The organism is Microbacterium sp. TPU 3598, assembly GCF_002356155.1.
Classification (GTDB): domain Bacteria; phylum Actinomycetota; class Actinomycetes; order Actinomycetales; family Microbacteriaceae; genus Microbacterium; species Microbacterium maritypicum_A.
Genome location: NZ_AP017975.1, coordinates 660,217 through 674,753, shown reverse-complemented (window position 1 = coordinate 674,753; position 14,537 = coordinate 660,217). Strand labels below are relative to the sequence as shown.

Sequence of the window (14,537 nt, the reverse complement as noted above, 5' to 3'; positions counted from 1 at the left end):
GTCAACGCGTCGATCGCGCGAACCGATCGGTCGCTGCTCGGAGCGCCTTCTGCGTGCCGGGCTCTGTGGCCGCGTGACCGGCATCGTCGACCACGACGAACTCCGCCTCGGGCCAGGCGCGGTGCAGATCCCATGCGGTCATCATCGGTGTCGCGACATCATGTCGTCCCTGCACGATGACCGTCGGGATATGACGGATGACGTCGACACCGGCGATCAGCTGCCCTTCCTCCCACCAGCCGCGATTGACGAAGAAATGGTTCTCGATGCGGGCGAACGCCGTGGCCTTCGCCGGATCGGACATCGCCTCGATCTGCGCGGTATCCGGGGTCAGGGTGACGGTCGATGCCTCCCAGGTGGACCAGGCGACCGCCGCCGGCACGTGCACGGCGGGATCGGGGTCGAACAGTCGACGGTGATACGCCTCGATCATGTGCGAGCGCTCCAGCACGGGGATCGGTGCCAGGAAGCTCTCCCAGAGATCGGGGAACAGCGCCGCGGCACCACCCTCGTAGAACCACTCCAGTTCGACTCGGCGCAGGGTGAAGATGCCTCGGAGCACCAGCTCGGTCACGGCTTCCGGGTGCGCCTGCGCGTAGGCGAGCGCGAGTGCGCTGCCCCACGATCCGCCGAACACCTGCCACTTCTCGACGCCGAGATTCTTGCGCAGAAGTTCGATGTCGGCGATCAGATGGGCCGTCGTGATGTGCCGGAAGTCGGCGTCGGGTGCACTCGCATGCGGGGTGCTGCGCCCGCAGCCCCGCTGGTCCAGCAACACGATGCGGTAGCGCTTCGGATCGAAGAACCGCCGCTGCCACGGCGATGTCCCACTGCCGGGACCGCCGTGGAGGAACACCACCGGCTTGCCCTCGGGGTTGCCGCTGACCTCCCAGTAGACCCGGTGGCCGTCACCGACGAGGAGTTCCCCTGTCTCGTACGGTTCGATCGGTGGATACAGTGCATCCGTCTTCTTCATCGTCGGCCCCCCAGCCGGTCGTGCTGACTACTTCGTCAACGGTAGCGGACGTTCGCCCACCCGCCGGGCATCACGGGTCCAACTGATCGGCGGGAAGCGTCAGCACCTGCGCGCAGACGCCCAGCCCGTTCTGATAGCCCTCCGCGAACCAGCGCTTCCGCTGCACACTGGATCCGTGCGTCCAGGTCTCCGGATTCGAGAACCCGGACTGCTCCTGGATGTGGTCGTCGCCGACGGCCTCTGCCGCGTTCAGCGCGTCCTCGATCTGCGCTTCGGTGGGCTTCATCAGGTACGGATCGCCGTCGGCATCCTTCTGCTCGGTCATGCGGCCGAGCCACGCCCCGGCGTAGCAGTCGGCCTGCAGCTCGATCCGCACCCCATTGCTTCCCGGCCCCGTGCCGTTGTTCGGGTAGGCATCCATGTCGCCCGTGATGTTCTGAATGTGGTGACCCCACTCGTGCCCCACGATGTACAGCTGCGCGAGATTGCCGGCGGACGCCCCGAACTGCTGTTGCATGAGTTGGAAGAACGTCGGGTCGACGTAGACCCCTTCCTCCGGGGGACAGTAGAACGGCCCCACGGCATTGGACGCCGTACCGCACTGTGTCGGCGTCGATCCGTCGACGACGATCATCTGCGGGTTGCGATAGCCCTCCACGTTCTCGGCCCAGAAGGCGTCCAGCGCGACCTGAGCACCCGCCATGCGGCAGTCGACGTCGGCGTTCGCCTGCGCCCCCGTATCGCAGTTCTCGATGACCGATCCGCCCGCTGGTTCGCTGCCTCCGCTCGGCGCTCCGCCACCCAGCAACCCGGTCAGGTCGATGCCGAGCAGAGGCCCGGCGATGAGCGCAATGATGCCGAGCACGCCCACGCCCGTGCCACCGGCGATCGCTGCCGTGCGCCCGCGACGACGCGTGGTGTTGCCGGAGATGTCGGCGTCGGGATTGAAGGTCATGGGACGAGGGTACTCCGAGCGGAGGCCCCTCGAACGGACGTAGGCTCGGGGCATGACGACCACGATCACCATCACCGGAGCCGGCGGACAGATCGGCTACGCACTGCTGTTCCGCATCGCGGCGGGCGACCTGCTCGGCCCGGATGAGAAGGTGCGTCTGCGGCTGCTGGAGATCCCGCAGGGGCTCGGTGCCGCGGAGGGCGCGGCGCTCGAATTGCAGGACGGCGCGTTCGGACTGCTGGAGCACGTCGAGGTGACGGATGACGCCGCAGTGGGATTCGACGGCTGCGACCTCGCCCTGCTCGTCGGTGCACGTCCACGCGGGCCCGGTATGGAGCGCGGCGACCTGCTCGCGGCCAACGGCGGCATCTTCGGGCCGCAGGGAGCGGCCATCGCGGCGAACGCCGCATCCGGCGTGCGCGTCACCGTGGTCGGCAACCCCGCCAACACGAACGCGCTGATCGCCGCCGCCTCGGCAGATGGCGTGCCCGCCGAGCGTTTCACCGCCCTGACACGGCTCGACGAGAACCGCGCGCGGGCTCAGCTCGCACTGACGCTGGGGGCTCCCGTGCACACGGTTCGCCGCGTGCCCATCTGGGGCAACCACTCGGCGACCCAGTTCCCGGACATCTCGCACGCGACGGTGGGCGGCCGGCCGGTGGGAGAGGCGCTCGAACAGATCGTGGGCGACGTTCCCTCCTGGCTCGACCGGACGTTCATCCCCCGCGTGGCGAAGCGTGGGGCGGAGATCATCGAGGTACGGGGTTCCTCGTCGGTGGCATCGGCGGCGAGTGCGACCATCGATCACGTGCGCGACTGGGTGCGGGGCACCGACGACTGGACGTCGGCCGGCGTCGTCTCCCACGGCGAATACGGCGTTCCGGAGGGCCTGATCTCGTCCTTCCCGGTGCGGTCGATCGACGGTGAGTGGCACGTCGTCGAGGGACTCGAGTTGAGCGAGTGGGCACGCACCCGGATCGATGCCTCGGTGGCCGAACTGCAGCAGGAACGCGAGACGGTGCAGAGCCTCGGCCTCTTGTGAATCCGGTCACCGCGACGCACGCCGACAGGGCAGAATGGATGCCGGAGGTGCGCGATGAGCGAGACGATTGATCCCACGAAGACCACGGCATCGGTCGAAGAGGCTCTGACGAGTCCCCTGCACCTGCCGCACGATGCGGCGTCCTGCCCGAAGTGCTTCACCGAGTTGCAGCAGAACCGCAACTTCTGGACCGCCCGCCCCGACGGCTCACGCCTGGTCGGTCTCGTCGTCGCCCGCGAAGGTCTGCCGTCAGTGGTCGAGCAGCGCGAAGATCTCACCCGTTTCGGTGTGCCGATCGAAGGATTCCGTCACCCGGCGCCCGACATCCTGGAGAGCTGGAACGACCGCCTCGCGCGCCTCATCTCGACCCTGCGCATCGGCGACGTGGTGGTCGTCGTGAACATCAAGGCTCTCGGCCTCGACGCGGACGAAGGCGCCCGCACCGTGGCCGAACTGCGCAAGCACGGCATCATCGTGAAGGTGCTGAATCACGACGCGCGGCACCTGGCCGACGCCGCCGCCGTACACACCTCGGCCCGCTGAGACACCGTCCGAGAGCGCTCGTCAGCCGCCGTAGGGCGCGACCGGGAACGCGGTCGTCGTCGGCTGAGGTTCGACGGGCGAGCCGTCTTCGTTGTAGTACACCGGGCTCCCCTCTTCGGGGAAATAGAACCGCGGCTGCCAATCCGGACCCTCGAACGCCGGGAATCGCAGCGAAGCCCCGTCATAGGCGAGTTCTCCGCCGAAGACCATGTCCGAGAGCGCGGCCGCATCGCCGGGGATGCACCCGGGCGTCGCCGTCGCGGAGATCTGGTTCCGACCGGGCCGGATCGTCACGACACCGCGGCCGACGTCGCCTCCGGTGCCGACGATGTTGACTTCCTGCCGATCGCCCTCTCCGAATCGCGTCGTGCTCGCCTCCACCCCGGCATCCTCGAACGCCGCCGTCGCCGCGGCGACCACGGCCTCCACATCGATCTCCTCCGCCGGTTCGAGCACCCGCGCCCAGGAGAACGTGTACCCCGAGACGTCGCCGTCGATCCGGCAGGGAATCGGCGAGGCGCCGAATGAGCCCTGGTCCACGGCCCAGTCGCCTTCGTGGATCGCCATGATCACGGAGTGCATGACGGTGGAGTAGGCGACGTAATTCTTCTCGCCATCGCGATACAGCGCATCGCCTTCGGGCGCCGACGTGGTTCCGCAGCTCGTCATCGTCATCACCAATCCGACGGCTGCTGCCGCCATCACTCCGCGCCGCCATATCCCGCGCATTCGTCGTCCCATTCGCTCAGAAGTCGATGAGAGCGTACTCATCGCTGATCCACCAGTTGCTCGCATCCCAGAACCCCTGCGTACTGCCCTCGCCGCCGCGAACGGTACCGGGCTCCCCGGTCTGGATGATCTCCGACACGTTGTAGAAGGATTCCGAACCCGGCTCGAGGTATGCACCGGGCCCGAGAGCATCGTGTCCGGTCGCGGACGGAAGACTGTCGCCGGATGCGCTCACGCCACCGTCGCTGTCGAACACGGTAGTCCCTGACAGGGTCTCCGGGCTGACAGGATGCCCGGGAGCCGTGGCGCGACCGACGCGGGCCACGGCGTCGTCCTCGGAGATCGTCGCATAGATCTGCGGGGGCTCGCCGTTGGTCAGGTTGTCGACGACGGCCGCATCGTTCGGGAACCCGGCGGATCCGACCGCGATCAACGAGGTGACGCCGAGACCGTCGGGCTGCGATCCGATGGCGAGCGCCGCTGTCGTACTGCCGTACGAGTGTGCGATCACGTTGACGTCGGCCTCGGGCGACAGCGCGCGTACCGCGAGCAGGTAGGAGCGCAAGGACGCCGCTCCGTCCTGCGCTCGACCCATCACGGGCTCCTCGAGGAGTTCCGGCGTGTCGTAGCCGAACCAGACGACGGTCGCGGATCCGGCACCCACGGAGGAGTTCAGCGCCTTCGCCGATTCACCCCACGATTGCAGGTCGTGCACGTTCCCCAGCATCCCGGGGACGAGAGTGTTGATCTCCGACGCCGTCGACAGGTCGCCGTAGGCGATCGCCGCGGTCACCTGCTCCGAACCGTCCGGGTCGAAGCTGATCAGATTCGGGGCCGGGATCCCACCCGCGTTCAGCGCTCGCACGATCGCTTCGAGGTCGTCACGGTGCGGACCCGCGGGTTCGGTCTGGAGCACCTCCTCCAGCCTCGCGGCGTTCACCCTCGCACGCACGTCCCAGGGGACCCCGTCGAGGTTGCCGACGATGGCGGGGTGGCTGTCGATGAGCTCCTGCTGCAGTTCGGGGTTCGCCGCCCAGAGTCGAGCGACCTCCTCCGGGCTTGAGGCCGCGAGCAGGTCGGCGAGCAGGTCGCGCGCCTGGTTCGTCAAGACGGCACCCGTGCCTGCGGCGAGTGCGGCGAGGGCCGCATCGTACGCGGCGTCCCAGTCGCCGTAGAGCCGTTCGTACTGGTTCCAGAGCTCGTCCAGCGCCTCTTTCGCGGCATCACGGTCGACGATCGCATCGTTCACGGCGTCGGTCGTCTCATCGATCTCGGACTGATCGTCACCGTAGGCGGCGGCCATGGCGGCACGACCGGCTCGATCGGCGGCGATGTCGAGCCGGGACCACTCGGCGTGCGCCGTCTCGATGTCGTCGATCAGATCGTTGGCGGGCTTGGCATACGCATCGAACGCGTCGGCATAGCTTTGCAGGACGCCGGCGAGGAGTTGTGCCTCGGCGATGTCGGCGGGGAGCAGTGCGGCGAGGTCATCGGCATCTGCGCGCACCGCTGTGACCGCACGACCGACTCCGCGCAGTTCCTGCGCGGAGTTCGCGGCCGAACGCACGTCGCCGAGCCGGTCGGCCACGCGCGTGAACAGACCGCTCCAGTACCCCATGGATCCGCTGCTGCCCTCGAGGCGTTCGAGCGGATACCCCCGATTCGGCGATGTCAGGCTCATGGTCCGTCCCGCCCGGTGAGTTCGACGTCGAGGTCGGAGTACTTGCTCGCGATGGCGGAGATCGCGGCAGCGAGGTCATCCCCCGATTCGACGCGGTCGTACACCCGGTCGTGCAGAGCGGTCAGCCGCCGGTGCATCTCGAGCCGCAGAGCGGAGCGGTGCGCCGGGTTCTCGACACCGGTGTCGTCACCCTGCAGACCCGCCGCCTGCGTGAGGACCTCAGAGGTCGCGGTCGTGAGGCTCCTCGCGGCATCGTTCAGCTCCGCGTAGAAGATCTCGACGTCTGACATGGCCACCCCCCGGTTCCGCCGGATTCACCCTACCCCGGTCGCGCACGGTGAGCCGATGGGGAGAACTGCCCATCGACCGCGATCTCCGGACCCGAGGACACGAAGAAGGGGCCGACGGCGAACCGTCGACCCCTTCTCGAGACTGTGTGTCAGCTGCCGGCGAGCTGCTGGTCCAGGTCCTGGATCGCCCGCATCATGCCCAACAGCGACTCGGACATGTCGTTGATGCCATCGACCGCGGTCTTCAGACCCGTCGTCAACTCCGTGTACCCCTCACCGAACTTCCCCGACGCATGCTGCGTCTTGAAGTCCTCACCCAGAAGAGTGTCCACCTGACCCTTCAACGTGTCCAACTGACCCTGAATGTCATCACGAGCCTGCGACAGCGACGACGCCACCTGCTCCATCTCCGCATAAGACGCACCGAAATCGGCCATCGTCCACACCTCCGCCAATCGAGAGAACCGGACCCCTCCGGCCCGAACAACACCCACCCTACGGCGCACCCACGAACACCGTCGATGGGGACAACTCCCCATCCCCGCACACCAGTCAGCGGCGGTCGGTCGGCGCCTGGTCGGCGGTGACGGGAATCGCCGGCTCCTCGGCCAGCTGCTCCCACGCGAAGGTCGAGATCATGGCGTCGCTGAGGAGCTCGATGCCGTCGAGCACCTCGGCGGGGATCACCTCGCCGTCCGGGATCACGATGGTAGACGTGAACACGAGCGCCTTGCGACGCAGCGTTCCCGGCACGGGGATGATGTACGTCACGGTGCGTCCGCCGACGCCGTCGATCGCAGGCGCACCCGCGGGGCGCGTTGCCTCGGCGGACCAGCGGACGATGTGCCGGAGGTGTTCGTCGAGAAAGACGGCGCCGCGGAGGCGGAAGGCCTCCGTCACCCAGCCGTCGAGATTCTCGCCGTCGGGGGCGTCGAGCGCGGAGGCCGTTATCGACAGGGGCAGGATCTCCTCCATCGGCACGTCTTCCTGCCGATAGATCGCGAACACCTTGGTGCGGCGCATACCCTGATTGGCCTGCGCCATCATCGTGCGGAACTCCGCGTCGAGATCGGGGCGCCCGGCCTGCATGAAGATCGCACTGGCCTTGCGCACGTCCTCCTGCTGGCCCGCGTTCGTGGGCAGATGCGTGGCCCACCCCGGAGGCAGCACCAGGCGGAAGGCGGGGATGCCGTAACGGAACTCCACACCGAGATCGTTCATCTCGCTCACCGCTGTTGCGCTCTCTTCTTCGCGCGTGACTCGACGAGGGCATTGCCGGGGAGCGCGATCGCGCTGAGACGCGCCGTCCCCAGCCCGGAGCGCTTGGCTCCCTTCGCCACCGATCGAGCGATCGGTCGAGAGTCGTGCGAGGCTGCGGTGGCGAGCTCACGCCAATTCGTCAGCATCTCGTCGAAGATCTCACCACGCGCAGCGCGGTTCAGTCGCGTGAGACGATGCCGAGCCTTCCGTTGTTCATGCTCGACGACAGACCATTCCGTGGCGGGATCCAGCTTGATCTCCGCCAGTCGGTCGACCAGCGCATCGAGCACCCCGTCGACCGCTTCTCGCAACGCCGGCAGGCGAAGCAGCACGCGTTGCTCTTCCGCATCCCACACCGCCGTCACCGCCTGCGCGCAGACGTAGCATGTGCGCTTCGGGAGGTTGCGGGTGGAGGCGTATCCGCAGGTGCAGCGATCCGCGACGGCTGCGAGCGCCTGATCCAGCGTCGCCTGGCCGCCCGATGCATCGCCACTGTCGTGCACCGCTTCCAGGGCATCGAGCAGAGACGCCGCTCCAGGCGCATCGACCTCGCGCAGCAGCGAGTCATATGCGCTCAGCCTCAACGCGTCGCGGGTGCGCACCCACCGCACCATGTCCTCGACAGACACGATCCCTCGGACCGAGGCTGCGTAACTCGCAAGAGCCGAGCGCTGAATGGATGCCACATGCTCGGCGAACGCGTCGGCATCGCCCCCGCGCGCCGCGTCGCTTCGCTCGATCAGACCACGAATATGCTCGGAGCCCGCTCGAGCCGCCTTCTCGTGGCGATCGGCCAACGCCGGATACTGCTCGAAGAGCTGCGCTTCGACGCCGAGGAGGTCGTACCTGCTCACTGTTCGACCGCCGCCGTCCGCGGAAGTCGGATCCCCGGGATCAGGCGCATGAGCTGCTCCTCGAACAGGACGAAGGCGGGAAGGGTCGTCCCCAGCGTATCGACAAGGATGCTCCACGTGCCGTCGTTCAGCCGCACGGTCCATTGCGTGATGAACAGCGGCTGTTCCCCTTCGAGTTGCGTGGAGCGCCGGAGGAGGAAGCCGCTGCCATGCGTCTCGGTCTGCAGTGGCACCACATCGAATCCAGCGGAGAACCGGTCGCCGTCGAAGACTTCCTCATTCGCTGCGCTCCCCGGCCCCGATGCTCGCGACACGGTGATCGTAACGAGGAGATCGCTGTACATCCGCTCCGGAGCGAACCACAATCGGGTGACACCTTCTTCGGCTTGCGAAAGCAGGGCGCCAGCGGTCGCGCGCAGCAGCGCAGCGCGCTGCGGATCGGACGTCGCGGCATCGGGCAACCTCGCGAGGGCGGCGTCGGTCCAGGCAGCCGCCGCATCGGGACCGATCTGGCTCCCGTCCACTCCGGGAAGCGGGACGAACCACGCGGCGTCGAAGTCGAGGTCCCAGACGAATCCCGCGTCTCCCGCCATCAGAGCAGCCCGTTGACGAGCCCGGCGGGCGACAACCCACCAGAGGGCTTGCCGTTCCCGGTGAGCCCCACCACTCGGTCCGACCACTTGAACGTGTTCCACGCGGCTTCGAACATCGAGTTGGTCGGTGCCTTGGCAACGTTTGCGAGCCCTTCGGGCAGCGCCGCCCGCAGCACCTCCTGGAACCGCGGGCCGGTCGACGACACCGCGTCGTTGAAGGCGACTTGGAACGATCGGTTGGCACCGAAGAAGAACCGCTCGCCGAGCCCGCCGAAGATGTTGTTCCCGAACTGACGGACTCCGGAGACACCGGACGCGTAGGAGCCGAAGTTCTGCGAGACGATGCCCCGCCACGGAGATGCGGTTCCGGCGAGACCGCGCAATCGAGTCATCTGCTGGACCGGATTGCGGAACTGACCGATGAACTCCTCTACGAACTTCGCCTTGCCGGAGAAGATCTTGCCGAGTTTGCCCACAGGCAGGATGCCCACGATCGCCCAGCCGAGGTCACCCCAGCCCTTGCGGCCGTCGAACATCAGGGCGACCGTGAGCGCCAGCGCGATGACCCCGACCACCAGAGCCGCGATCGCGAAGAACGGACCACCGATGATGAGTCCGAGCACGGCGATCGCGAGGCCGATCCAACTCACCCACTCCGCGACCACGGCGAGGACACCGGCGATGTTCTCCCACGTGGAGTCCTCGCCGATCTTGTTCGCGTCGGTCAGTCCCGAAACGGCCGTCTCGTAGGCGGTGTGCCAGCTGTCGTACTCGCCGTCGAACGCGTCGAGGTTGTCGTTGTGGGTGGTCTCCGCGGCGTTGAGGGTCGACGCCGCACCGGAGGCGGCGTTCGCGAGATTCGTGCCGGCAGTCGTGTTCGCTGCCGCGTCCTCTTCGGCCGGTGGGTTCAGCCGCGTCGAGGTGTTGTGCGCCTGGAGCGCGTCGGCGGCATCGGCCGCGTTCGACTGCGCGGTCTGCAGCTCGGTGAGGCTCGTCTGGCAGTCCGCCACGATCGTGCGCATGCGGCTCTGGGCGGTCTCGAGCGCCGTCGCGTAGCTGCTCAGCGTGGTCCCGGCCGGCTTGTACCGACGCCCTGCCTCATCCAGATCCTTGTGGACGTCGTCGACGACGTCCTTGATCTTGTCCATCGCGTAGCCCTCGCCATCGATGGAGCCGTCTTTGATGCCCTTGAGCGTCGCAGCGGCACTGACCATGCTGTCGCCGAGCTCGACGATCTTCGTTCCCCGGTCGGCGATCGCCACGGCATCGCCGGCAACGACTTCGACGTCACGTCCCTTGTTCGTCTGCATCTGCCTCGCCCCCTACACCGCGGCTGGCTGACGCCCGGCACCCGGCGCGTTCCCCGACCCCGACTGCTCCATCGACGTCGCCATCTCGTTGTCGAGGCTGGTGACCTCGTCGACCGTGCCCTTGACGCGATCGGCGACCTCTTTGAGCTTGGTCAGCAGCTTGTCGCGGCTGTCGTTCCAGCTTCCCTCGAAGTCGTGGCAGCGGTCCTTCAGGCGACCGTCCCCGTACGGCCTGCCGACGGCGTTCTCGACGTCGTCCTGCTTCGCGGCCGCAGACTCCAGCTCGGACACGATCGCCGCGAGCTTCTCGCTGGTCGTCTGCAGATCACTGATCGGCACGAGCATGCGTTCGCCTGCCATGGCCCCCTCCTTCTTCCCGGACGCTACGACGTTACGGGGAAGCTCCGCCCGACGCGATGGGGAGTACTCCCCATCGGGCTGCGCCTCACACTCTCCTGCTGCTCTTCGTGCGCTTCTCGGAATCCTTGACGAAGGCCTTGATGCTCTCCGCGTCTGCACGCACCCCGAGTTCGGTGAGCGCCGCCGCACCGAGACCGCGCTTGTGCACCTTCTGCACCGTGGAGCGCAGACTCGTCGTGGACGCACGGGAAAGCGGCTCGATGAAGCTTGTCCACCGTCGCAGATCGGCACCGGCGAGCTCCGCCCGGTGTCTGCGTCCCAGACGGGCAAGGCGTCGTCCGCCGGCCTTCCTCCGGCCGAAGGCCTCGGAGTCGAGATACTCGCCGCGGCTCTCGAACACCTTCGTCTGCTGCTGGGCGACGTCGTCGATCACCTGGGCGACGTCCTCCGCATACGCGGGCATCGCCCGAAGCAGCCGCCGTTCTTCCGCCACCCAGCGCCGCAGGAGCACGTCGCAGCACTCCGGACACAGCCTCTGCGGCAGGAGGCCATCGACCGCGTAGCCGCATGCGCAGTCGATACCGGCGCGCTGCTGCACCCGATGCGGACGACCGCCGAGCTTCGCGCGCAGGAGTGAGGCTCCCACCGCGCTGCGCCCGAGCTCGTCGGCGAGGAATCCCTCGCCACTCCGGCGCTGCATCTCGGCGACCAGCAGCTCCCAACGCTCCTGGTCTGCCGGTCGGAGCAACGGGCGAGCGGAGGACGCATACTCGTCCAGCGCCGCGGTGATCTCCGCTTCCTGCGCCGCGTGTCTCAACGCGCTCGCGGATGTGACTCCCGGCCAAGACGGGAACGCGACGTGAGTCGCGAGCACCCGCATCCGCGCATCACCCGAGACTCCCGCCGCCTCGTGCAGCGCGGCCAGGGGCACGTTCGCCTCCAACACATCGCGTTCGAACTCCTCGACAGCGTCAGACGCGCTCATGCCCCCAGAGTAAACGCCCGCGAACGATGAAGAGGGCCGACCGTCGTGGTCGACCCTCTTCGTGAAACCGTGCCGTGTGTCAGCTGCCGGCGAGCTGCTGGTCCAGGTCCTGGATCGCCCGCATCATGCCCAACAGCGACTCGGACATGTCGTTGATGCCATCGACCGCGGTCTTCAGACCCGTCGTCAACTCCGTGTACCCCTCACCGAACTTCCCCGACGCATGCTGCGTCTTGAAGTCCTCACCCAGAAGAGTGTCCACCTGACCCTTCAACGTGTCCAACTGACCCTGAATGTCATCACGAGCCTGCGACAGCGACGACGCCACCTGCTCCATCTCCGCATAAGACGCACCGAAATCGGCCATCGTCCACACCTCCGCCAATCGAGAGAACCGGACCCCTCCGGCCCGAACAACACCCACCCTACGGCGCACCCACGAACACCGTCGATGGGGACAACTCCCCATCCCCGCACAGGGCTCGATGCGTGTCGGGGCGGGGTCAGCCGTTCAGCACCCAGTCGTCCCCCGGGCGCACCACGGCGGAGACGAGCTCTTCGAGACGCTCGGGGTCGGACCGCGGGACGAAATCGCTGAGCGAAGCAGTGGTGAGAACAGCCTCGGCGAACGGCTCGACGAACGCCATCCCGTAGGGCACGACAGGACCGAGCATCGCGCACACGGTCGTACCCTCACCGAAGAAGATCCAGCGGCGCGTCGCGAAGTCGAGACCGTTCTCCCGCTGCGCGAGGGTGGAGGAGAACCCGGTGCCGAGCGCGTCGGTTTCGGTGAGTCTCGGCGTGACGGGCAGGATCGCGGTGCTCGACCAGAGGAAGTCCGCCTGCTCCTGACGCGAGAGTTCATGCGTGATCACAGAGATCATCAGCGGTGCGACGACCCCGCCATCGACGCCCACGACGAGCAGGAGCCTTCGGTCATCGTCGGCCTGCGCCGCCACCGCGAGCAGGGCGGTCTCGATCTGCGCCGCGACCGTGGAGTGCGCACCGGCATCGCGAGCGAAGTCCTCCGCCGTCTGACGCGCCCACGTCACCTGCTCTTGCGGTGAGAGTCGTTCGCCAGGAATCGGGATGATGCGATCAGGCGCGTACGAGAGGGCGAGGTCCATCAGCGCACCGTCCATGTGAAGGTGCTGACGTGGGTGTCGAACAGTGCCGTCCAGAGCGTGAGGTTCGGGTGATCGGCGGGAAGGTCGGCCTCATGCGTCACGGTGGCCGTCCATTGCACCGCCTCGGTGAGCCTCGTTCCCGGAATCGGGATCAGGTAGTTGATCAGCAGCGACGCGACGTCTTCCCCGTCGAGGGACACCTCACGGCGCTCGGTCCACCGCACGATGCGCTGACCCTCACCGATGGCGATGCCGGCGTGGTGGCGGATCGCGCTTTCGACGAGCTGCTCCAGCGTCGCTTCGGGCGTCGAGGAACGCTTGAGCCCGACCAGGGTCGCCGCACCGATCGCCCAGGACGGCGCCGTCTCTCCCGCGAAGGCAAACGCGAAGCCCTGGCGTGCCCGCAGTCCCTCGAGGGCCTCGTGCACCTTTCCTGCGAGGACGGGCCCGAAAGTCGTGTTCTGCGCACCCCGCAGGCGCGCGTCCGCTCGACGGATCAGGTCGCGTTCGGTCGCCTCGCTGAGGTCGAACGCCTCCCATCCCGGAGGGAGGAGCATCCGGTAGGGCGGGATGATCGTTCCGGAGTTTCCCGTCAGTTCCGCGCGCAGGCTGCTCATCGTCTCAGTCTTCCATGGGGCGACTCGCGTCGCTGTCGGTCACGAGAACGGATTCTGATCCGGGTCGAATGTGCCCGACCACGCACCGCCCGCGCTGTCTTTGATACCGCCGGCGATCGCGAAATGCGAAGCGAAGACGTTGCCCACCATGTCGAGCGTCTGCACCCCTGTCATCTGCGCGGCGAACGACGCGGCGCCGTTGCCCGTGAACAGTCGAGCGGAGAACTCGCCGAAACCCGTCGTGAATCCGCCGCGGATCTGGCTGAGCGTGCTCAGAGGAGCCCGCCCGGCGACGGCGTTGAAGAACCGCATGCCGTCGGCACCGAAATCCGCGCCGCGGATCATCGCCATCGGACCACGCGCGAACTTGATCGCGGGACCGATCAGCGGGATGACCCCGATGACACCGAAAACGACATCGATGACCGACCCCTTGCCCCTCGCCAACCGCGCGACGGCCACGATCAGCGTGGCGACCGCGACGATGGCGGCGAGGGCGGCGATGATCGGGCCACCCACGATGATCGCGAGCACGGCGAGAACGATGCCGGCGACGGCGAGGAAGTCGGACATGAACTGCAGGAAGCCGTCCACGTTGTCCCAGAAGCCGTCTTCGATCTTGTCGGAGGTGTCTTCACGGATGTTGCTGGCCGCGTTGGTGAACGCGGTGTGCCAGCTGTTCCACTCGCGATCGTAGTCACCGGCACGCGCATCCCAGTCGCCGCGCGCGCTGCTCGCCGCCCCCGATGCGGCCTCGGCTGCGTCGTCACGCGCGTCCTCCGCCGCCTGCCGCGCCTGATCGTCGTCGGCATCCGCGCCCGTCGGATAGTCGGGGCTCTGCGCAGCCGCCGACGATGCGGCATCCTTCTTCTGCTGATACGTCGCCCACAGTGTCTCGAGATCGTCGAGGATCGGATCGATCGCGGCCTTCGAGGTCTCGAGGTCTGACGCATACTGCACGATGTGCGGCGCGACGGCGTCGTACAGGTCGGCTGCGCGGCCGAGCTCGGCGTGCATCTTTCCGGAGATCTCAGCGAGCTTGTCGACGGATTCGCCCTGCATGTCGGCGCCGTTGTCGACGAGGCGCTGCAGCAGCGTCGCGGAGTTGCTCATCGCGTTCGCGAGATCCTGCAGCGAGTTCCCCCGATCGCGGATCGCCTCCACATCACCGGTCAGAGCGCCGATCGGGTGACCCGCCGGCGAGGTCATGGGCAT

General features: G+C 67.5%; 18 protein-coding genes. 2 read left to right on the top strand and 16 right to left on the bottom strand.

The annotated features are described in order from the left end of the window. Window position 1: 1 nt before the first annotated feature. Window positions 2-976 carry a prolyl aminopeptidase gene (gene pip, locus MST3598_RS03030; protein WP_029260472.1) on the bottom strand — a complete coding sequence of 325 codons (975 nt, stop codon included), beginning with the start codon at window positions 974-976 and terminating at the stop codon, window positions 2-4. 70 nt (window positions 977-1,046) lie between these two features. After that, on the bottom strand, window positions 1,047-1,931 hold the full coding sequence (gene ypfJ / locus MST3598_RS03025) for a KPN_02809 family neutral zinc metallopeptidase (protein WP_029260473.1): 885 nt from the start codon (window positions 1,929-1,931) through the stop codon (window positions 1,047-1,049). 52 nt (window positions 1,932-1,983) lie between these two features. Between ypfJ and MST3598_RS03020 the strand changes: the two genes are divergently transcribed. Next, window positions 1,984-2,973, top strand: a complete 990-nt coding sequence (locus tag MST3598_RS03020; protein WP_029260474.1) for a malate dehydrogenase — start codon at window positions 1,984-1,986, stop codon at window positions 2,971-2,973. A gap of 54 nt (window positions 2,974-3,027) precedes the next feature. Beyond that, complete coding sequence (locus MST3598_RS03015; protein ID WP_029260475.1) at window positions 3,028-3,516, top strand: dehydrogenase; 489 nt, start codon at window positions 3,028-3,030, stop codon at window positions 3,514-3,516. 21 nt (window positions 3,517-3,537) lie between these two features. On the opposite strand, the gene MST3598_RS03010 is transcribed toward MST3598_RS03015, so the two are convergent. The 14 genes from MST3598_RS03010 to MST3598_RS02945 all read right to left on the bottom strand — a co-directional run bounded on the left by MST3598_RS03010 (window position 3,538) and on the right by MST3598_RS02945 (window position 14,531). Further along, entirely contained in the window at window positions 3,538-4,191 is a 654-nt protein-coding gene (locus MST3598_RS03010; protein WP_136053497.1) for a hypothetical protein, read from the bottom strand. 70 nt (window positions 4,192-4,261) lie between these two features. Further along, a complete protein-coding gene (locus MST3598_RS03005) occupies window positions 4,262-5,926 on the bottom strand; it encodes an alpha/beta hydrolase (protein WP_029260477.1) in 1,665 nt (554 codons plus the stop codon). Beyond that, a complete protein-coding gene (locus tag MST3598_RS03000; protein WP_021198762.1) occupies window positions 5,923-6,216 on the bottom strand; it encodes a hypothetical protein in 294 nt (97 codons plus the stop codon). Before MST3598_RS03000 ends, MST3598_RS03005 begins: the two co-directional genes overlap by 4 nt. Window positions 6,217-6,365: 149 nt before the next feature. Further along, on the bottom strand, window positions 6,366-6,653 hold the full coding sequence (locus MST3598_RS02995; protein WP_028501988.1) for a WXG100 family type VII secretion target: 288 nt from the start codon (window positions 6,651-6,653) through the stop codon (window positions 6,366-6,368). Window positions 6,654-6,768: 115 nt separating this feature from the next. Further along, on the bottom strand, window positions 6,769-7,437 hold the full coding sequence (locus MST3598_RS02990) for a hypothetical protein (RefSeq protein ID WP_172889124.1): 669 nt from the start codon (window positions 7,435-7,437) through the stop codon (window positions 6,769-6,771). Window positions 7,438-7,442: 5 nt separating this feature from the next. Then, the gene (locus MST3598_RS02985; protein ID WP_029259842.1) at window positions 7,443-8,330 is read right to left on the bottom strand and encodes a hypothetical protein; all 888 of its coding nucleotides are present in this window, start codon (window positions 8,328-8,330) and stop codon (window positions 7,443-7,445) included. After that, window positions 8,327-8,923: a hypothetical protein gene (locus MST3598_RS02980; protein WP_021200027.1), complete on the bottom strand. Its 597-nt coding sequence runs from the start codon at window positions 8,921-8,923 to the stop codon at window positions 8,327-8,329. The genes MST3598_RS02985 and MST3598_RS02980 overlap by 4 nt, the downstream gene beginning before the upstream one ends. Next, on the bottom strand, window positions 8,923-10,233 hold the full coding sequence (locus MST3598_RS02975) for a hypothetical protein (protein ID WP_029259841.1): 1,311 nt from the start codon (window positions 10,231-10,233) through the stop codon (window positions 8,923-8,925). Before MST3598_RS02975 ends, MST3598_RS02980 begins: the two co-directional genes overlap by 1 nt. 12 nt (window positions 10,234-10,245) lie before the next feature. Then, on the bottom strand, window positions 10,246-10,593 hold the full coding sequence (locus MST3598_RS02970; protein WP_021200029.1) for a hypothetical protein: 348 nt from the start codon (window positions 10,591-10,593) through the stop codon (window positions 10,246-10,248). 85 nt (window positions 10,594-10,678) lie between these two features. Then, on the bottom strand, window positions 10,679-11,578 hold the full coding sequence (locus MST3598_RS02965) for a hypothetical protein (RefSeq protein WP_029259840.1): 900 nt from the start codon (window positions 11,576-11,578) through the stop codon (window positions 10,679-10,681). Window positions 11,579-11,657: 79 nt separating this feature from the next. Then, window positions 11,658-11,945, bottom strand: coding sequence for a WXG100 family type VII secretion target (locus tag MST3598_RS02960; protein ID WP_028501988.1), 288 nt, complete (start codon window positions 11,943-11,945; stop codon window positions 11,658-11,660). A gap of 136 nt (window positions 11,946-12,081) precedes the next feature. Then, complete coding sequence (locus tag MST3598_RS02955; RefSeq protein ID WP_136023791.1) at window positions 12,082-12,705, bottom strand: hypothetical protein; 624 nt, start codon at window positions 12,703-12,705, stop codon at window positions 12,082-12,084. After that, window positions 12,705-13,322, bottom strand: a complete 618-nt coding sequence (locus MST3598_RS02950) for a hypothetical protein (protein ID WP_029259844.1) — start codon at window positions 13,320-13,322, stop codon at window positions 12,705-12,707. The genes MST3598_RS02955 and MST3598_RS02950 overlap by 1 nt, the downstream gene beginning before the upstream one ends. Window positions 13,323-13,361: 39 nt before the next feature. Continuing rightward, complete coding sequence (locus MST3598_RS02945; RefSeq protein ID WP_029259845.1) at window positions 13,362-14,531, bottom strand: hypothetical protein; 1,170 nt, start codon at window positions 14,529-14,531, stop codon at window positions 13,362-13,364. Between the last annotated feature and the right edge of the window lie 6 nt (window positions 14,532-14,537).